Raw genomic sequence first — 21,064 nt, 5'->3', positions numbered from 1 at the left:
CTATTTTTTCTCGAAGCTCGACAGAGTATGACTTCATATAAAAGTATTTATATCTTAAATTTATTGTACCTCATAACAGACGGAAGTGCTGTAATGTAGACTCAGCAGTACGCCCAAATTCTTCTGGTGCATATTGCAAGCGAACTTCCGCACCAGGCCAAGAAAATGTACCAGTAGTCACAGAACGGACTAAGTAATGCAGACTATAAACTCCTGGTTCCAGGTGGTCAGAATAGGCGATAATGCGATCGCGGTACACATTCTTAAACCCAAGTTCCCAGTTATCGGCTTTTGCTTGTAATGCAGCTGTAGTAGTTTCAAAACTTGCATCCACCCCCTCAAAACCCGATGGTAGCGGATCTTTAATCACTACATGATCCACAGGATGATCGGCGATGATTTCTAAACCAATATCATACACCTGTCCAGAGGCTAAAGTCAAGGGTTTATCGAAAGCGTAAAGACCTGTTTTTTGCAAAACTTTCTCTTTATTTACTTGACTAATTTCTCGTGTTATGAGCAAACCATTAAATCTGCCTGATTGATTTCCTTGCAAGCGATAATTATAAGCAACCAAATAGTGTAAAGTCCCATTACCTGATTTTTGCAGCGTTAAATCATGACGACCACGAGGTAATTCATTCATCGGCACATTTAGCTGTAAACTAGGATTTTGATAGCCTTCAAAGCGATTTTCTCCTAACTTATTACCAGCTAATTCCACTGTGGCAACAAAATTAGGCGGCGTGGGTTGCAGTTGGCTATATTGTACCAAAGCTGTTAAAGCTTGGGCATTATTATAGTTAGTTTGCCATGTGCCATCCCGTCGCAATGCCAGAAGACTTTGAAATAACTTATCTATAACTTCGGGTTTACTCTGCTTGGCAATAAATAAACGTAAAGCTTCCGCCTGCGTCGCGGTAGATGAACTCATCCATCCCCAACTATTTGGTAAACTTACAACTGCTGTGCGACCAGTTTCATATATATTCTCTTGTAGTTTGTTCACTAATTGTTGAGATTCATCTTGCCATTCTGGGAATTGAGACAAGTATCGTGCCAGTTTAATTTGAGTTACGACATCAAAGTTATTGCGCTGTTGATAAATATCTGCAAGAAAGGTATTGTGTTTTTCCCCAATTTGTGCAAGTGCGATTAAAGTATTAAGTTGCAGTTGCCTTTTACATAATTGCTGTTTGCAAAAATCATATTCTCCAGGATTTGCTAGAACTTTTTGCAAATAAGCTTTCAGGCGAGACACCATTGCAGAATCGGCTAAATTAGGGAATACCTGACTGGCTTTAGCTAAAGATTCAGCCGTATATGAAGAAACCCAAGGGTCAGATTTTTCTTGTCCGGGGAAAGTGGCAAAACCACCATCAGCTATTTGAAGTTTTTGTAATTTTTCAATTGATTTACTTGCCTGTTGGGTGGGATTAAATTCTGCAAATGCCTGGCCATATTTTTGGGCAATAGTTTGCAGATTGGCAGCAATGATTAATTGACTTGCAGCCGGTTCGGTAAACGGCAAATCATCTTCTTCTAAAACCTGCTTTGCTGGTGCTTTAATTTCCGTTATCAAAGTACTCGCCAACTGAATATCTAAACCTCCGGCATCAGGGAAGGTATTTTTATCAACATTCAGGGGAATCTTCACCTGTTTTTCAGTGACACCAGTTTCAACGACTTGTTCTGTAATTTCAATTGGCTTAATTTCCAAAGGTACTTCAAAAGCATCTGCGGCTGTATTTAGCCGAGTGGTAAAGCGAACTTTAGCAATTCCTACACTATCCGCCACCATTGGAAAGCGATAAGCATGAGTTACAGATTCAGCTTTGGTTTGCAAAGAAGTAGTTGTGGGGTTTTTGTCAGCAAACTTGACATTACCGCTAAGTTCGCCATTAATTGAGAGATTTCCTGTATTCCCAGTGTTATTAGTTACAGATAAACCAGCAAGGATGCGATCGCCTGGACGGGCAAATTGTGGCAAGATGGCATTAGTTAGCAGTGGCTTTGTGGTGATAAACGTCGCCTCCCCATTGCCGAAACGCAGATTTCCATCAGTGGCAACAGCCATCACCCGCCATGTAGTTAAGTCATCCGGGAGTTTAAAGGTTATCTGTGCATTCCCATTTCCATCGGTGAGGACAGAACCGTTGTAGTAAGCTAAAGCTTGAAAATCCGTGCGGGTACGAGTATTTGCTGCACCAGTTGAGAAACCACCGCCATAACCCCAACCTTTAGGTTTAGCTACATCTTGTGGTTGTAATGTTACATCCGGCCGATTATCGCTAAAGCGGGTAGATATTAATTGTTCTGCATAAACTGTATCTACTAAATTCGGTGGACGATAACCAGAAAGTTGTAACACCGCCTCATTTACCACCATGACTGTAAACTGTCCTTTGGTGGGGTTTCCTTGATTATCCTTCAATTCCAGTTGTACTGTTTCCTCTGCACCAGGTTCTAATGATGCTTGCATCGGCTTAACTTGCAGTTTTAAATACTTATCTTCTAAGTTAACTTTAAAAGGTGTAAAACCAATCTTCACCAAGTTATCTAAACTAGGTGCATCCACTTGGTTTATGGGTTTACCTTGCCTTACTAAAACAGCTTCGATGGCTGCATTTGGCAGCATTTCTGGCGTAACTTGAAACTGAATTTTTGGTGCGCTTCCCTGAACTTTGGTAATTTGCTGATAAAGAGGTTTGTCTTTAATCACAGCAAAGTACAATTCTGCATCTGGATAGGGAGATTGAATTAGTACAGTAGCGGTTTCTCCAGGTTTGAACTCTTTTTTATCTAATTTAACTTCTAAGACATCTTTTTCTCCCGAACCCCAAAATACTGAATTTCCTCCAGTTGCCCAAATTTGTAAATCTGTGGCACTTAATTCAGATTTTGCATCGCTAAAATTAACTATAATCCGGTATGAACCAGATTCGGGCGCTGTTAAACTTACCGATTGCTGATTGCTAGCAGATGTAATTTCTGCTTGTCCTACTGTTTTATATTCAACTTGATTTTTTGGTGTTCGGCTACCTTCCACCAACTGCGTGACGCTGCTGTATTTAATCTGTTGTAATTCCAGGCGTACCCGTTGACCTGTTATCGGTTTTCCTGTAGGATCAGTAACAATCACTTCAATTGGAAAAGCCTTACCAGCATCAGCAATAAAATTACTTTTTAACCCGATGAGGCGATTACTTGCTAAGGCTGTAAAAGTTTTAGAATTCGCTACAGACAGATTAGAAACATCTGCAACTTGTACATCCACCCGGTAAGTCATCGGATATGGTAAATCATTAGCCACATTCACCGTTTGACTACTTTTACCATTAGCATCTAACTGGGCATTAGTTTGCAACACATCACTAGATATAGTCGGAGTTTCTTCCGGCCATAACCATTGTCTACCAAAAGTAAATTCCTCCCAACCTTTAGGAATAAAATTAGTCTGCTGGCGAGTAATAAAGTATTTTGCTTCTCCACCTTCTACAGGCGCACCAAATAAATAATTACTTGTAGCATTAATATTAACTTTATCGTCAATGAGAGCAAATTCTTTATCTAAGTTGAGTTCGACTTTAAAATTAGGTGGCTTAAACTCAGCTACGCGAAATTCTCCAGAAATTTCTTGTCCGTTCTTCCCCTTCGCCTGGATTGTATAGTAGCCTAAGCGTTGAGTAGTTTTAATTGGCAGTTCCAGAGAAAAAGTGCCAAATTGATTTGTAGTTTGCGTACTTAAGTTGGTCTTTTCTCCATCAGGATTTACCAAAGTTAATTGGTAAACAGCATTTTTATCTTGCTGGATTACACCATTTTGTAAATAGTCCGCAAAACCAGTCAACCAAGCTTTTTCGCCTGGTTGATACAACTGTCTATCCGAAAAAACTACCCCGCGTGATTCTGGCTTACCATTTTGCCAACCCGCATCAATTCCATATCCATAAACGCCGCTATATTCTTCTGTTCTAGCGAATGCCCAATCTTGATTTTCACGGGCGATTACTAATAATTGTGGTGATTTACTAGAACTTTCTTTGCCAGAATAACATTGCGTTAATCCTTCACGAACAATTCTAAACGTTCCATTTTCATCAGTTTTACCCGTTGCACAAGGTACAGGTTCCGGGCGAGATTTTGCCTCTAATTTTGATTGATAAATTTCAACAGTACCATTTTTCACTGGTGAACCATCTGTAAGATGATTGACGCGAATTAAGCCTGACTCAGGAAACCACTGAGTAAATACGCCCAAATTCGTCAATTCAACCAAGCCATAAGTTGTAGGTTCTCGCCACAGTTCCTTACCATTCTCCTGATATTTATTAGTGCGGGCTTGCACTCCATAAGCTAACATTCCCGTAGCAGCACTGATTTTTTCCCGGAGAGGAATAGCAATATCAACTGATTGATTTTTTTTGCCCGATACCTTAAAGCTTTGCCAATCAGAAGGTTTTGGTAATAAATCAGTACTATTATTAAAATAAACTAAATCTGTCGGTTTAACTACTCGATAAGCTGCTTTGTAGTTAGATTCTGGCAGATTTCCCGCACTAATATTTAGCTGTAAATCTTTACCTGTGGGGAAAATATTCAAATCTGATGGTACCCAGATATCCCCAGCTAAATCTCCAGTATCATATTTAAATGTGACAGGTTTACCCAAAGTTTGCCCAAACTTATCTTTGAGATTAGCACCGATAGTAATTGTATAAGTCTTGGCAGGTTCTAGCGCATAAGGATTGATGCCAACAATCTTATCTTCATCATTTATTTGGATAATTCTCGAAATGGCTTTTGGTGCTGGATTAATGCTAATATTTTCTTTAGCTGAATCTGCCAATAAGACATTATTAAATTCTAGCTGCGGACTGCCTTTAAGAAATCTTCCAAAAGTCCCACCTGCATCTGGCTGTCCGTAAAAGTTAATCTTCTGAAATGCTAAAGGCGAATAGGTTGCTAACTTAGTGGCAAATTCTTTTTCTGTAGGTAGATTACCATAAGCAGGAAGGATTCCAGGAGAAAATAGTAGGCGATAAGGCGTTGCTTTTTCGAGATTTTGCTGTGGGATGAGGTTATAAATCCAATTGCGTGCTGAAGGGTCAAATTTTTCTGAAGGGTCTTCTTCATTTTTTAATGGTTTTTCTTCTTTGTTTAATTCGACTTTAAAACCTATACCTTGATTTTTACCTTCGGGAATTAACTGTAAATGTTTTTGTACAGAAGCTAAATCCAATTCTACATTGGAAGTAAACTGTAACTTCTGTTGTAAATCAATTGGTTCAATATCAGCCTTCTCAATGGGATTGACACCGGGTAGATTAGTCAGGTTGATAGATTCGGTATTGAAAGTCCAAGGTAAATCTTTATCTAGGCGATGATTTTTTAAATCGGCTAAACCTGCTTTGAGAGTGATTTGAAATCTTGTCGCTATTGGCAAAGCTTTATCAGCTTCAAATCCCACCATACGCGGTGTTAAAAAGCGAAATTCACCGGGTAAAGGTGGCGAAAGTGCAAATTTTTGTAATAGCTTTTGCTGTTCTGGACTATCAAGACTTTCAACTGGGATTAAAGCTTCTTTAAAACGGATGCGGATTTGGTTAAGAGACTTCGCATCCCCAATGGGACTAATTTGTTCAATCCAATCTGGTAATTTTGGGGGCGTGAGTGAGGAAACTGTTGGTAGTTGTTCTTTAGCTGAGTTGATACCAAAAAAATTACATCCTGCCATCGCTAGCATAAATGTAAAGAGAAGAATAAACTGTATTTTTCTTTTGTGCCTTGAGGAATGTCTAATTGTTTTTAACGTAGACGCTTCGGCTTGCCGCAGGCTACCGCGTTCGCGTTGGCGAAGCCTCTCGGAGAGAAGCATCCCGAAGGGAAGGACGCGAAGGACTCGATAGGTAATCTTATGGTGGAAACGCAGTAAAACTCTGATAATCATCTTTTTAGTAATTCAAAATTAAAAATTCGTAAATTATAGCGAACAAAACTTTGCATTACTTTATTAAGTGGGCAATGCCAAGACTAATAAAGTACACCAAATGACTAGTTATTTGTACTCAAACTTTGGATTTAACTATGTTTATTTACATTGATAACTAACTCAGTGTGATTGTTCCAAAAAATAACTACAATTCTTAACTATAAAGAAGTATTTAAACTTCGCAAACATTAATTTATATCTGCTAAGTTAATAAAAATCAATTATTAAGGATTTGACATATTTACTGATGTAGATATAAGTAAGTCGAAGGGAAAATTAAGGTAAGTTTTCTTAGACAGGGGATTCCCTGATGAAACTAATTTCACGATCGCTACTCAAAATTAAGCACAGTAAAATTATCCTAGCTGTGCTGCTAATCTGCCTGATTGTACGCCTACTACCTTATTTTGCGCCCATTCGTGCCGCAGACATTGCCCAAAATCAGTTGGCAATGCAATTTAGCGATCGCAATGGTTTACCATTAGGAATACTACTCACCCGTGACCAAGAGCATACATCAGTAGTACCATTAAATCAGGTTTCGCCCCAGTTTATCCATGCCATTTTAGCCGCCGAAGATGGCAGCTTTTACCATCACGGGGCGTTGGATATGAAAGCTGTTATCCGCGCCAGCAAAGAAGCTATCCACGCGAAACGAATTATTTCCGGCGCTTCCACGATTACGATGCAATTGGCGCGGATGTTAGATCCCGTCCCCCGCAGCTTCTCTGGTAAACTGAGTGAGATTTGCCTATCTTGGCGGTTAGCAGCAGGGATGAATAAAGATGAAATCCTGGCTGCATATATCAATCGGCTGCCGATGGGTGGCAATATATATGGTGTAGAAGCAGCCGCGCGGACTTATTTTTCCATCCCAGCTAGTGAGTTGAATCTTGCCCAAGCTAGTTTGTTGGCTGCTATTCCCAATAATCCCACATACTTTAACCCTTATGAGCATTGGGAACGGCTGAAGCAGCGACAAAAATACGTCCTCAATCGTATGGTACTAGAAAAGTATATTAGTGGTGCGAACGCAGCCCGAACACACACCGAAAAAGTTATGTTTCAGTCTCGCCAGCGAGGAATTATCGCCGCACCACACTTTTTATTTTGGTTAGCCAATCAGTTTGATAAGACGCAAACAGAACAAAATTCCCCCATTCGCACCACTATAAATCGTCCTTTGCAGCAGTTTGTCGAAGCACAGGTACAGCAGGTAATTTCTTCAGTAGCCGCGAACAATGTCCATGATGCAGCTGCGTTGGTGATTGACAACCGGACTGGTGAAGTTTTGGCTTATGTCGGTTCGCCTGATTATTTTAATGAAGTCAAACTGGGACGTAATGATGGACTACAGGCGCTACGTCAACCAGGATCTACCCTCAAGCCTTTTATATATGAATTAGCTTTAGAAAAAGGTTTAATTCACCCAAATACTATATTAGCAGATGTACCCGCCCATTATGCAATTCCCGGGGCAAAACTTTACAGCCCCACAGATTATACCGAACGTTTTCTTGGCCCAGTGCGGGTGCGAATCGCCTTAGCAAATTCCCTAAATGTACCCGCAGTGCGGGTGTTAGAAAAAGTAGGTGTGGAAACTTTCTTAGAACGTCTGCATCAACTGGGATTTGAACACCTGAATCAAGCCGCAGAACATTATGGTTTAGGTTTGACTCTAGGTAGTGGCGAAGTCAGTCTCTGGGAATTAGCCCATGCCTACCTGACTATAGCACGAGAAGGAGATGCGATCCCTTTAGTAAGCACATTTTCCAATTCCCCACTCCCCAGTAGAGACGCGATTAATCGCGTCTCTGCCGACTCCCCACTGCCTAAACACACGATATGGCAACTAATCACGAACATACTCAGCGATCGCCATGCTCGTGCAACAGCATTTGGTGTAGACTCAGTGTTAAATTTACCCTTTCCTTCTGCTGTTAAAACTGGCACTTCTTCCAATTTTCGTGATACTTGGACAGTTGGCTTCACCACAGATTACACCGTTGCTACTTGGGTAGGCAATTTCAACGGTGAACCGATGCGACAAGTTTCAGGTGTGACAGGGGCTGCACCCTTATGGAATCGAATTATGTTACATCTGCACGAACATCAGGAACCAGCAGGTTTTCCGCCTCCAAAAGGTTTAGTGCAATTACCTGTTTGTGCAATTTCGGGGTTACGGCCAACACCAGATTGTACCTCAGTGGTGCAAGAATATTTCTATCCTGAAGATAAAAGTAACTACGAAGGTGAAAATCAGTTCAATTTACCACCAGAGTATGATGAATGGTTGGCAAAACAACAGCAATCGAATTTTACTTCTACCAATTTGAGAATTTTATCTCCGCATCATGGCGATTTATTTTTACTCTATCCAGCTGAAGAAGCGAAGCAAAAACTCGAATTTAAGCTAGTCGGAAATAAATCTGCGCCTGTGGAGTGGTGGCTGAATCGTGAAAAGCTAGATACACACTCAGCTAATTCTTTATTTTGGTATTTGCGTCCTGGTAATTGGACTTTGTCAGCGAGAAGCGGGGAAATGAGTGATAAGGTAAGTTTTCAGGTGGAATTGGCTAATCTTAAACCCACGCGTCGGGGATTTTCTATTAGTAATTCTCCGGTAAAGAGGAATCGCCCATAATTAACAGGACTTACGCAAACAATAGCCGAAAAGAATGATTTTCTTCTTAGGGGCAATAGCTTTCTCCTGCAAAGACGCTACCGCGTAGCTTGCTTCCACATCCCTTGCGCGTCCTGTAAGCAAGTAGTACGGGAAGTCTTTGACTACATGAATTACCCCAGATTGCGTGTAGTTTTTCGTAAGTCCTAATGAAATAGTAAGTGGCCGTGAATAAATCAGGACTTAGGCAAATAATAGCTGAAAAGAATGATTTTTAGGTAGGGGCAATACCCTGCGAGAAGCCTTCGTCCACATGAATTGCCCCTACAGCATGTAGTTTTTTGTAAGTCATAGAAATAAAATTCTACACTCAATATCTTCGGCTAAAAAGAAGGATGAAGATAGAGGACTAATGGACTAATGTCTGTAAGCTAACAATAACTTGTATTTGAGTATCGCCACTTTTTACTAAAATATGATCCTAAATTCCAGCTTATGTAAATATACTAACGTAAATTTACTCTGATTTTTATTTTGTGAAAATTTAAATATTAGTGAATATACGAGTTACGTTTCACTTTTATCTCAATAGGATGTAACCAAACATAGTAATTCGACTTGAATAATGATCAGCATACTGAGAGTCAAACCTTTGTCAAGTAAAGCTTTTCTCTTAAAATCTTTTGATTAATAAAAGCGGATTTCTATATATGCCAGTGAAATCTAGGCAAGAGCAATATTAATCAATCAAACCTGCAATTCAGAGATTTTGAGGTCACAATTAGACTTTTTCTGCAAACTATAACCCATTCTGTACACGGGTTTTAGACAACATTGATATACCTATTTAGACAACGTAACAATGAGTCTTTCATATAGTTGCTGATAGTTTAAAGGTGGAAACTAGTGTCGTTTAATTTTGAGTATTTACCCTAATTCGGATGTTATTTAATCCGCGCTAGCCTTTTTAAGCATTAATTTGATTCAGCAGAGATAGCATTTATCTACTTAGTTGATGTCAAGTAACTTTTCTGACTAGTCTATTAGCTGTAATTACCTTTAATCATCCATTTTAACTAAGATTATTGGCAAATAGACTCAACTTATTGCTAGCCCCATACTCTAACAACTAGCAAAAGTTTAAAAAAGCTATCTCTGAATTGACACAAGTTAAACAAAGAAGAATTCAGAATCAATCAATACAGGATTTAGCGCAAAGTGCGGTCTTTTACCCTTGGGAGAAGAGGAGCAACTTTGTAAAAAAGACCCAGCACTCACAATACGGTTCGGTTAAGGTGCATAGGCACTTATTGATCCCCCTTAAAATATTCATAGCCCTCCTTTTTAAGGGGGGTTGGGGGGATCAAGTCTTATCCGAACCGTATGCCACCACTCATTCAAAAGCACCAAATTCAAAATTTGGTGGGGGACTTAAACCCGTTTATTCAGATGCTCTCTACAGAAGCTGCGCGTAGCTTGCTTAAGAGTAGCGCGAACTCCTTCCTAATGCGCCTATCCTCCACTCGTACAGAACTCAGAATGAATTCTAATTCCTGAATTCTGATTGTTAACTCAGCACGGGCTAAACGCCCCGCTATCTTTAACAGCACTCAAAACTCACCACTCTTCATTACCCACATCAAAAGGAAGTTAAAAATGTCAATTTTGTTTCCTCTACAGCCAAAACAGTGGCTCGGACGGATAGTATCTGCGCGGCTAGTTAGCTTGCTCGCCCTGCTTACAACTGTGATGCCCTTTGAGGTTCTTTCCACCCCAGCATTAGCCATCCCACCAGCTGCGTCTGTTGACACCAAGGTTAACGTGCCTAGTACAATGAGCGATCCGCCTTTCAATATTAGCCGTTACTTGAAAGTGCCGCCCAACTTCTCCATCTCCGTTTATGCTCGCATTCCGAATGCCCGCTTTATCGCAGTTGCTCCTAATGGCAATCTTCTAGTGTCGCAGCCCGCTACCGGTAAAGTGCTAATTGTCAGGGCAAATGGCAGCAAAGACCCAATTATTTCTGAGTTCGTGACAGGTCTAAGCAAACCGCACGACATTGTGTTTCACACGATTAACAACATCACATACGTTTATATCTCTGAGAATAATCAAATTAACCGCTTCATCTACAAATATGGAGACATAACCGCGCACAATCGCCAAGTTGTCGTAGCTAACTTACCATACCCCAGCACCTCGGAACTCCAAGGTCATTACGCTCACGAACTGAAAAATATCGCACTCGATACTAACCACAAACTATACGTGTCGATCGCCTCGTCCTGCAATGCCTGCGTGTCAGATACTGTCAGTAACCCACGGCGCGCTGCGATTTACCAGTACAACGCTGATGGAAGCAATCCGCGGCTTTTTGCCCAAGGTTTACGCAATGCAGAAGGGCTGGCATTCGTCCCTGGCACAAATGACCTCTGGGTAGACGTTAATAATCGAGACAATATCGCCTATCCTTTCAAGGATGCTACTAACAACTACGGTAAGGTTATCCCCTCCTACGTGGACAACCACCCGCCAGAGGAGTTCACGCGAGTTCGAGATGGCGGTAACTACGGTTGGCCATTCTGCAACCCCAATCCTGACACCTCAAGTGGCTTCTACTATATGCCCTTCGACCGCGACTATCAGTTCAATGCTGATGGACATGTTAATTGCAATGCGATGGACAAGATTATCAGAGGTATCCCAGCGCATTCGGCTCCCTTGGGACTAACCTTCTTACAAAATACGAAGTTTCCCAGCCTGTACTCAAGTGGGGTACTGGTGGGGCTGCACGGCTCATGGAATCGGCAGCCGAAAAGTGGCTATGCTGGCTATAAAATAGCTTACTTTCCCTGGGACAGTACGACAAAGATCCCAGGAAACCAGATGGATTTAGTTAGCGGCTGGACACTTCCAGTAACGGAAAAATACTGGGGGCGACCCGTGGATATGGCAGTAGATCAGCAGGGCAATTTGTTAATCTCAGATGACTGGAGTGGCACGATCTACAAACTCTCCTACAAGTCGCCACACTGATTTGTCATCGGATGTGGAAAAGGGGGAATGGTTCACAAATGATGTTAGCGAACCACTCCCCAGATAAAATTTATTTCTAGATTTCATCCAATTTCACACAAACTCTGATACATAAGTAGTAATATCATGTCCGCTTGATTACTTATTAAACCTGAAGAACCCCACCCCGCCAAAGCTGTTCTTTGTCTCCCCTCCCGAAGAGCGGGGAGGGGATTAAGGGGTGGGTATAACTAATTACCTGGACATAATATAAGACAAAATTAATTACACAAAATGTAACCTGAAACCCTTATCCCGCCGAAAATTTAACTTTACAAGTAAGGTTGAAGCATCTAGTTGTAGCTGATTTGAATCCAGCAACAAATAGACAAAGGAAAAGAAAATGATTGTAGAGACGTAGCACTGCTACGTCTCTACAAGGGTTCTGGGTAACGCATATTTAATTTCTGGAGATGTCTAATGATCATAGCGATCGCAGACTGCGATCTAATATAGGCTTTGGTAGCAGCGCATAGATGTTCGCCCTCATAACAGATGGGGAAAGTGTCAAAGTCTATATCAACTCAAAATAGGGACTGTGATGCAAAACTCCATCAACCGCCAGCAAACTTTTGCCACAGTGTACTAATCCGATCACAGACTCTCGTAGGTGAGTTCCGCATTTGCCCAGTTGGTTTCTGCCAGAAATTCCCTAAATGTGGTCAGAAGTCCAGGAAATTCCTCTTCTCGTAAACGTTGGACATCGGCTTGATAACCTTCTTTGCGATACCACTGAATCAAATCGAACAGTTCCTTTTGCAGCAATAGTAAGAAAATCCAGGCGGGTGTCTCTTTGTAGACAACTTTCATTCCCTGTGCTTGGGAGAATGCCTCTGCCATCCCAAGAGGAGTCAGCACATCGCCAGCTAATTCAATTTCTTGACCAATATACTTGGTGGGATGTTTGATTACGTAGGCAGCAACACGGCCCATGTCCTTGGTTGTAATTAGATGAAGGGGCAAATCTTGCTGAATAGAAAACGGGAAACTACCTTTGAGAATAGAAGGTCGCGTGTACTTCTTCCAAAACTCCTCCATAAATAAGCAGGCTCGCAACATAGTAGTCGGTAAGCCAGCTTGTTTGAGAATTTTTTCTACTTGGTACTTTTGCTCAATCCGGGGGATTCCTGAATTCCTGTCCGCCCCACCTGCGGAATTGTAGACAAAGTGCTTAATGTCAGCTTGCTTGGTAACTTGTGCAACTCGCCTTGCTCTCTCCACCTCTAGCGGGTCAATTTTAGTGGAGTCCGCAGAAGTAGCGTGGCAGTAAACAGCCGAAATCCCTGCAAATGCTGTTATCAGGGAGGCTTCATCGTCGAGGTTAGCTTTTACCAGTTCAACTTTGGCATCGTTGAGCTTTGCAAGAGTTGGACGATTAAGGTCAATTTCTCTAGTGATGACTCGCAGGTTGGTAACTCCCTGTTCGAGAAATCCCTTGACGACATTTCCACCTGTGCCGCCAGTAACTCCGATGAGTAAGACTTTATCGGTGTTTGACTCTGTGCGATCGCGGAAATTTGACATTCTCTCTTCTACCTGGAGTTCTTTAATTAAATTAAGTTTATACAAAGACAGGAGAAGCAAACAATAAACTTGTACGATCTCTCTGGGGTGACGTAGGCGTAGCCCAACCTAGGCATCGCTTTGTTCTTTCCTAATGCCCAATGCCCAATGCCTAATGCCCAATGACTAATCTAGAATCCTACCGCGCTTTGGCGCTGCAAGTTACCTGTCATGCAGTCAACCAAACAAACGATGCGCGATCGCTCATGCAAAACTCCATCAACCGCCTAGCTCAACAAATTGCTGCTAGTATCGCTTTCATTGGCTTCGATTGTCGTTTAATTGTACTGCCAGAATATTTCCTCACTGGTTTCCCGATGGGAGATTCTCTCGGAGGATGGGCAGAAAAAGCTTGTATAGAAATGGCTGGGGCGGAGTATGAAGCACTTGGTAAAATTGCTCAAAAGCATAAAATCTTTTTAGCTGGTAACGCCTACGAAGTTGACCCCAACTTTCCCGGATTGTACTTTCAAACCTGCTTTATCATTGACCCCTCTGGCTCAATTATTTTGCGATATCGGCGGCTGAATTCCTTGTTTGCCCCCACCCCTCATGATGTTTGGGATAAGTATCTTGACTGCTATGGTTTAGAGGGAGTTTTCCCCGTTGCCAAAACTGCGATCGGTAATTTGGCAGCTTTGGCATCAGAAGAAATTTTGTATCCAGAAGTGGCGCGGTGTCTGGCGATGCGAGGAGCAGAAATTTTTCTGCATTCCACCTCGGAAGTATATAACAAAAACCTTACGCCCAAAGATGCAGCAAAAATCACTCGTGCCGTCGAAAATATGGCATACGTAGTTTCAGCCAATACCGCAGGCATCGCTAATATTGCCATCCCCATTGCTTCGGCTGATGGTGGCTCTAAAATCATTGACCATCGCGGAATCGTTTTAGCAGAGACAGGTGCAGGCGAGAGCATGGCAGCTTTCGCAGAGATTGACCTAGTAGCATTACGCCGCGATCGCCGCCGACCGGGGTTAAATAATTTACTTTCGCGCCAACGGTTTGAGCTATACGCCGAAAGTTATCGCCAGTCACACTTTTACCCTGCTAATACTATGCTGGAAACAGAAGTAGACCGCAAACACTTCCTCCAAACGCAGCAAGCCACCATTGAGCGGTTAGCCAAATTGGGGATAATTTGAATTTGGGCATGGGGCATTGGGAGTAATAACAAATGACTAATGACAAATGACTAATGACAAAACCAATAGAAGTCCGCAATCCCCGAACTGGCAAATTTGACTACGTAATTATCCCGCCGCCCTCAAAGCTGCTGGTACAACAATGTAAGCGCACACGCCGGGCGCAAGTTCGCTGGCAGCAGTTGGGTTTAGAGGGGAGAATTGAAGCCTTACAGCAGTGGAAACAAGCGATATTATCTGGACGCGATCGCTTAACGGAGGCTTTGGTAAATGATACAGGAAGATTGTCAGTCTCAGTATTAGAAATAGACTCCTTCTTCTCTAGCATTGATCGCTGGTGTCGGTTAGCGCCGGAGTTGCTGCAAGAATCTGCAAAAAATACAGCTATTCCGTTTATCGCCTTGCAACAAACATCCGTTCCTTATCCCCTAGTTGGGATAATTAGCCCGTGGAATTTTCCCCTGTTGCTGTCTACCATTGATACCATTCCGGCATTATTAGCGGGTTGTGCGGTGATTGTCAAACCCAGTGAAATTGCTCCCCGCTTCGTAGCACCAATGATTACAGCCCTCAACGCCGTTCCTAAACTCCACGATGTATTAACTTTTGTTGAAGGAGCAGGCGCAACCGGATCTCTTTTGATTGAAAATGTAGATTTGGTATGTTTTACAGGCAGTGTAGCCACAGGGCGAAAAGTAGCAGAAGCGGCTGCTAAACGGTTTATTCCAGCTTTTTTAGAATTAGGCGGAAAAGATCCGGCGATCGTCTTAGAATCAGCCAATTTAGAATTAGCAACCTCAGCAATATTGTGGGGTTCGGTCGTTAACACCGGACAGTCATGCCTCTCAATTGAGCGAATTTACGTTGCAGAATCCATATTTGAAAAGTTTTACCATCAATTAGTAGCCAAAGCACATCGCCTTAGGCTAGCCTACCCGACAATTGAAAGTGGAGAAATTGGCCCGATCATCACCGAAAGACAAGCAGCAATTATTAGCGACCATCTCCAAGATGCAGTCGAAAAGGGAGCAGTAATTCACTGCGGCGGTGTAATTGAAGACTTAGGTGGGGGTTGGTGGTGTCGTCCGACAGTTATCACTCAGGTTAACCATTCGATGAAAGTGATGACCGAAGAGACTTTTGGCCCGATTATGCCAGTCATGCCTTTTGCGACAGTAGAAGAAGCAGTCTCTTTAGCGAACGACTCAATTTATGGATTAAGTGCTGCTGTGTTTGCCTCGGAAGCGGAAGCTTTAGAAATTGCCTACCAGATAAATGCAGGTGCTATCAGTATCAACGATGCTGGACTCACCGCTATGATACATGAGGGAGAAAAAAATGCCTTTAAATTCTCTGGTCTGGGAGGGTCACGCATGGGTGCAGCAGCGCTGAAACGGTTCATGCGAAAAAAAGCTATTTTGATTAAAACTAACGCTACTAATGACCCTTGGTGGTTTGAGAATGGGGAGTGACCAATGCCATCATCACTCTGTTCAAAATATTTTACTAGAGGCGATCGCCTCTGCCTTTGTTCAGAACACAAGTAGATTCGTTCAGAACACAAGTAGATTCGTTCAGAACACAAGTCTGTTCGTTCAGAACACAAGTAGATTCGTTCAGAACACAAGTCTGTTCGTTCAGAACACAAGTCTATTCGTTCAGAACACAAGTCTGTTCGTTCAGAACACAAGTCTGTTGGTTCAGAACACAAGTCTTTGAGACACTCTAGAAAGTAGGACTTACGCAAACAATAACCGAAACCCTTATTTTCAGGTAGGGGCAATTCATGTAGCTTTAGCTGACCGCAGGGTATTGCCCCTACAGCGTGTACTTTTGCGTAAGTCCTAGTGTGCATTGATGTCACACAAAAAAAGTTCAAACTATTAAGAAAACCTATAGGTCGGTTTCTACAATAGCGTTACACTCTATAACGGACTAAGCCTTTATGTAGATCCTGTAGCGCCTGATGAACCTAGCCGATATCCTCAAAGACTCAAACTACAAACTGTCGCAGTTTACTGTGGCGGAAATTGAGCAGTTAGAGCAGAGCATTACTCTTAAATTACTTAACATCTTGGAGTAGCAATGAAAGCACTTAAAGTCATGGCAACGATTAATGAGCAAGGACAACTAACCTTAGATCATCCTCTCATAACAGATAAAAACAGTCGTGTAGAAGTTATTATTCTAATTTCAGAAGAGGAAATTCTGAATGATCAATCTCAAGCAGAAGTCTTAGCAGATTTCCGCCAAGCTTGGCACGAAGCCATGACTGGGCAAACTATCCCGGTGGCTCAACTTTGGGAAGGGCTTGAAAATGACTGAACAGCCTTTCATTCAAGTTGAAGCTTCGCCAACGTTCAACCGAAATCTACGCGCTCTTGCCAAGAAGTATCGCAGTATTCGGAATGATATACAACCCGTCATCGAACAACTTGAGCAGGGAGAGTTGCTAGGAGATAAAATACCTGGGGTTGGTTATGCGGTCTTCAAGTTAAGAGTCCGAAATAGCGACACTCAAAAAGGTAAAAGCGGTGGCTATCGTCTGATTTACTATGTCAAGACAGCAATGGGAATTATTTTGCTGACTATTTATGCAAAATCTGAACAAGTCGATATTGCCGCAGATGACATTCAGAGCATCATTACAGAATATGAGCAACGCGCGATCAAAGATAAAGAGGATATCTAAACAAGAGCCAGCGAACCTCCTTACAACGTCCAAATCCCAAGCGAAAGGTAGTAAAGCGATGCAAGCAAAACTCCAAGAGCAACTTTCCCCCAATGATGCCGAAGTTATTTTAGGATGCTTACCTGAACGAATTCGCGCTGCTCTAATTGCTCGTGCTACTGAAATTGAATATCCAATCGAAGCAGTTATTGAGATGGCAATTGCAAGTTTTCTCGATACAGAGGCGTTAGGTTTTGCAGATTGCAAGCCAGGGCGTGGACAATAAAACCGTCAACTGGCGATCGCAGGCGGCGGAACTGGCGAAAGATATTGGTGTGGATAAAAGAGGTTACTTGCAGCAGATCAACCGGAACATTAGAAGCTGAGGATAAACGCGATCGCTTGGAAGAAAAACGGAATTCGTTATGCTTGACGTCAAGTTATAATTTATGCTCTCACGACTGAAGTCTCAGCAGTGGGATGAATACAGAAGCCCAATTTTTCGCAGACTCTTTGCTATTGGAGAATTTTCAGTCAGGATTTCGGCACTAATTAACGTGAGTTCGACGGATAGGAAAGGCCAAAAAGGTTGCTAGATATGAATTTGCTCAACTGGGCAGACCATAAGGCGATCGCTAGCCGCGCAAGCCCTCTCAATTTTTGGCGGTTACAGCGATGTCATGGCAGCCCGTAGTACTGGTTTTGCCAGTTTATCTTCTAAAGAATTTACGCCAGCGATGATTAAAGCCATCTTTGATACCTTCCCCACTCCCCACTCATAATATGCGAACATAATTAAGTTGTAGCTGACTACCTGCACAGAGGTTTAAAATGAAGACTGGCATTTGCTGTCACAGACTTAAAAGTTCCAGGCATTGTAATAAAAGACTCTGGTTGTACAGCGAAAACTTTTCCCGATTACTTTACTCGATTTTTCCAGATGTTAGAACAATAAAAGGTGAATTGCAATGACTTCAAATATTCGAGAAGCAATGCCTGTACTTGCCCGTCATCAAGGAGATTGGGTAGGAACTTATACATTAATTGATACAGCAGGAAAAATACTCGATAAGCATGAGTCTCACTTAACTTGTCAATTTCCAGAAAATGACTCTCATCCCTACCACCAAATCAATCGCTACAAGTGGTCTGATGGTAAACAAGAGGAGCATGAATTTCCCGGAACCTATAAAGATAATAAGCTCTGGTTTGACACCGATCGCATTCAAGGAAAAGCTTGGGAAGTCGATGATTCAGTTGTTATTTTGTGGTTTGGTTATAAGACAAACCCAGAAATGAGCTTATATGAAATGATCTACATTAGTCCTGACAATAACAATCGTGCCCGCACTTGGCATTGGTTTAAGAATAATCAAATCTTTCAACGCACCCTAATTCAAGAAGAACGGCTAAGATAGTAATTTCTCCCGTCAGCAAGCAGGGAAACAAGATTTCTGCTCCCTCTCCTTAATAAGGAGAGGGTTGGGGTGAGGTTTAAAGAGCCTTCTACGAAAGTGAAATGCTTCCGGCGGATTCCGTATAACTCAATACAGTTCACTTAAGCATTTATTTCTTCTCTCTGTGTTCTCTGCGCCTCTGCGGTTTGTTAAAAAAATTAACTTTCACAAAGAGTTTTAGCCTTAACCCAAGCATATTGCTGTATAACTCTCAGATCAAATTTAAACTTAGTAAGGTACACGCATGGCCAAAGGTGACAAAATAAACTTTTCTACTCCTAGCGGTTTCCCAGAATTTCTTCCTAGTGAAAAGCGTCTAGAATTATATTTGCTAGATATCATCCGTAGAGTTTTTGAAAGCTATGGATTTACGCCCATCGAAACACCTGCTGTAGAACGTTTAGAAGTTCTGCAAGCTAAAGGGAATCAAGGCGATAATATCATCTATGGCATTGAGCCCATCCTGCCACCAAATCGACAAGCCGAGAGGGACAAATCGGGTGAAACTGGTTCGGAAGCAAGAGCTTTGAAGTTTGATCAAACAGTTCCTTTGGCGGCTTATATTGCCCGTCACCTGAATGAGTTAACCTTTCCCTTTGCTCGCTATCAAATGGATGTGGTTTTTCGGGGAGAACGGGCAAAAGATGGGCGTTTTCGTCAGTTTCGTCAGTGTGATATTGATGTAGTCGCTCGTCGTGAACTCAGCTTGCTCTATGATGCTCAAATGCCTGCAATTATCACTGAGATATTTGAAGCAATTAATATTGGTGATTTTCTAATTCGCATCAATAATCGCAAAGTTCTGACTGGGTTCTTTAAGTCAGTGGGAATTGCTGAAAACAAAATTAAATCCTGTATTGGCATCGTTGATACTTTAGAAAAAGTTGGTGAAAATAAGGTAAAACAAGATTTAGAAAAAGAGGGTATTTTAGCAGAACAATCCCAAAATATTATTGATTTTATTAAAATTGATGGATCAGTTGATGAAGTATTAGATAAGCTCAATCACCTCACAGAAAATCTATCAGAAACTGAGCAATTGAGCCTGGGAGTTGCCGAATTAGAAACGGTAATTGCAGGCGTGCGTAATCTCGGAGTTGCCGAAAATCGTTTCTGTATTGATTTATCCATTGCCCGTGGTCTTGATTACTATACTGGCACAGTTTACGAAACAACCTTATTAGGACATGAAGCCTTAGGTAGTATTTGTTCTGGCGGTAGATATGAAGAATTAGTCGGAGTGTTTTTGGGCGAAAAGATGCCTGGTGTAGGCATTTCTATCGGTTTAACTCGCTTAATTAGTCGTTTACTAAAAGCTGGGATTCTTAGTACCTTAGCTACTACACCAGCCCAGGTGATGGTAGTAAATATGCAAGATGATTTAATGCCAACTTATTTAAAAGTTTCTCAACATCTGCGTCAGGCTGGAATTAATGTTATAACTAACTTTGATAAGCGCCCTTTGGGTAAACAATTTCAACTAGCTGACAAACAAGGAATTCAATTTTGTGTAATTATTGGTTCTGAGGAAGCAGCAACACAAAAGTCCTCACTCAAAGATTTAAAAACAGGTGAGCAAGTAGAAGTGTTACTGGTAGATTTGGCTGAGGAAGTTAAAACAAGGCTTGGCTAATAAACTAGGACTTACGCAAAATATCTCTCAAACTCTGATTTCTCCGTGTCACGCCAGTTGCTACAAACTCCTCCACCCCCCTTCGGGTTCGGCAGTTCCTCATGGGGGAAACCCCCAAGACCGGACTGCCTCACCGCAATGCACTGGCTTCTCTGCACCTCTGCGGTAGCCTGCGGCAAGCCGAAGCGTCTACCTTATTCCGTAACTCGTGCGTAAGTCCTATAAACTACGAAAGTTCTAAGCAAAAATATATGACAATTCTCAACGCTCGTAATTTATCCTTACAAGAAGTTCAGCGTTTGTTTGGCTTTCAAGAACAATATAGTGACTCATTTTCTAACTACTTATCTTTGAAACCTTTCACGGAAGCAGAACAGCAGGAACTTCTGCAAATTAGAAATGACTTTGATAGATATCTTACAGCAGGCAAAGTTTCTGAAGGTCAGGTAAAGTTTCTTGTAGTTGCCCCTTTACTAAGATTAGCCGGTTTTTATCGCTATCCTATCGAGATTGTTTTAGAGGAGAATATTGCTGATATTGAAGTTGAAGATGAAGATATCAAAATTAAAGGAAGATTTGATATTTTAGCTGTTAGTAAAGCTCAACATACAAAACCTCAAACATATTTTTGGGTATTGCTAATTGAATCTAAAAATAGTCAGATTGATATATCCACAGGTTTACCTCAGCTACTCACATACGCTTATAAAAATTTAGATAATCAAAAATCAGTTTGGGGATTAACAACTAATGGTAGAAGTTATCAGTTTGTCTATATCGAACAAGGAAATCCCCCGATTTATTACCTGTTGCCAGAATTAAATTTAATGGAAAGAGAGCGTTCAAGTCAGTTATTACAGGCTCTAAAAGCAATTTGTCAGCTTTAAATGCTTTGCTTCCCTGGC

12 protein-coding genes are annotated in these 21,064 nt (G+C 41.7%); 10 read left to right on the top strand and 2 right to left on the bottom strand.

Annotated elements, in window-relative coordinates; translation table 11 throughout:
- Window positions 1-70 precede the first annotated feature (70 nt).
- Window positions 71-5,746: an alpha-2-macroglobulin family protein gene (locus tag V7K15_RS21080; RefSeq protein ID WP_334908407.1), complete on the bottom strand. Its 5,676-nt coding sequence runs from the start codon at window positions 5,744-5,746 to the stop codon at window positions 71-73.
- Window positions 5,747-6,302: 556 nt separating this feature from the next.
- On the opposite strand from V7K15_RS21080, the gene pbpC reads away from it, so the two are divergent.
- On the top strand, window positions 6,303-8,636 hold the full coding sequence (gene pbpC, locus V7K15_RS21075; RefSeq protein WP_334908399.1) for a penicillin-binding protein 1C: 2,334 nt from the start codon (window positions 6,303-6,305) through the stop codon (window positions 8,634-8,636).
- A gap of 1,635 nt (window positions 8,637-10,271) precedes the next feature.
- On the top strand, window positions 10,272-11,651 hold the full coding sequence (locus V7K15_RS21070; protein WP_334908397.1) for a PQQ-dependent sugar dehydrogenase: 1,380 nt from the start codon (window positions 10,272-10,274) through the stop codon (window positions 11,649-11,651).
- Window positions 11,652-12,284: 633 nt separating this feature from the next.
- On the opposite strand, the gene V7K15_RS21065 is transcribed toward V7K15_RS21070, so the two are convergent.
- The gene (locus tag V7K15_RS21065; RefSeq protein WP_334908395.1) at window positions 12,285-13,214 is read right to left on the bottom strand and encodes an NmrA family NAD(P)-binding protein; all 930 of its coding nucleotides are present in this window, start codon (window positions 13,212-13,214) and stop codon (window positions 12,285-12,287) included.
- Between the two features lie 161 nt (window positions 13,215-13,375).
- Between V7K15_RS21065 and V7K15_RS21060 the strand changes: the two genes are divergently transcribed.
- The 8 genes from V7K15_RS21060 (at window position 13,376) to V7K15_RS21025 (ending at window position 21,046) form a co-directional block, all read left to right on the top strand.
- A complete protein-coding gene (locus V7K15_RS21060; RefSeq protein WP_334908393.1) occupies window positions 13,376-14,398 on the top strand; it encodes a nitrilase-related carbon-nitrogen hydrolase in 1,023 nt (340 codons plus the stop codon).
- Between the two features lie 53 nt (window positions 14,399-14,451).
- A complete protein-coding gene (locus tag V7K15_RS21055; protein WP_334908391.1) occupies window positions 14,452-15,870 on the top strand; it encodes an aldehyde dehydrogenase family protein in 1,419 nt (472 codons plus the stop codon).
- A gap of 613 nt (window positions 15,871-16,483) precedes the next feature.
- Window positions 16,484-16,723: a type II toxin-antitoxin system RelN family antitoxin gene (locus tag V7K15_RS21050; RefSeq protein WP_334908389.1), complete on the top strand. Its 240-nt coding sequence runs from the start codon at window positions 16,484-16,486 to the stop codon at window positions 16,721-16,723.
- A complete protein-coding gene (locus V7K15_RS21045) occupies window positions 16,716-17,090 on the top strand; it encodes a type II toxin-antitoxin system RelE/ParE family toxin (protein ID WP_334908386.1) in 375 nt (124 codons plus the stop codon). Before V7K15_RS21050 ends, V7K15_RS21045 begins: the two co-directional genes overlap by 8 nt.
- A 58-nt stretch (window positions 17,091-17,148) precedes the next feature.
- Window positions 17,149-17,355 carry a hypothetical protein gene (locus V7K15_RS21040; RefSeq protein WP_104907658.1) on the top strand — a complete coding sequence of 69 codons (207 nt, stop codon included), beginning with the start codon at window positions 17,149-17,151 and terminating at the stop codon, window positions 17,353-17,355.
- A 682-nt stretch (window positions 17,356-18,037) separates the two neighbouring features.
- Window positions 18,038-18,487, top strand: a complete 450-nt coding sequence (locus V7K15_RS21035; protein WP_334908384.1) for a DUF3598 family protein — start codon at window positions 18,038-18,040, stop codon at window positions 18,485-18,487.
- A 283-nt stretch (window positions 18,488-18,770) separates the two neighbouring features.
- Window positions 18,771-20,159, top strand: a complete 1,389-nt coding sequence (hisS, locus tag V7K15_RS21030) for a histidine--tRNA ligase (protein WP_334908383.1) — start codon at window positions 18,771-18,773, stop codon at window positions 20,157-20,159.
- 251 nt (window positions 20,160-20,410) lie between these two features.
- On the top strand, window positions 20,411-21,046 hold the full coding sequence (locus V7K15_RS21025; protein WP_334908405.1) for a restriction endonuclease subunit R: 636 nt from the start codon (window positions 20,411-20,413) through the stop codon (window positions 21,044-21,046).
- Window positions 21,047-21,064 lie beyond the last annotated feature (18 nt).

This window comes from Nostoc sp. (genome assembly GCF_036919815.1).
GTDB lineage: Bacteria > Cyanobacteriota > Cyanobacteriia > Cyanobacteriales > Nostocaceae > Nostoc.
The sequence above is the reverse complement of the archived record's forward strand: the minus strand, read 5'-3'. Positions and strand labels throughout refer to the sequence as shown.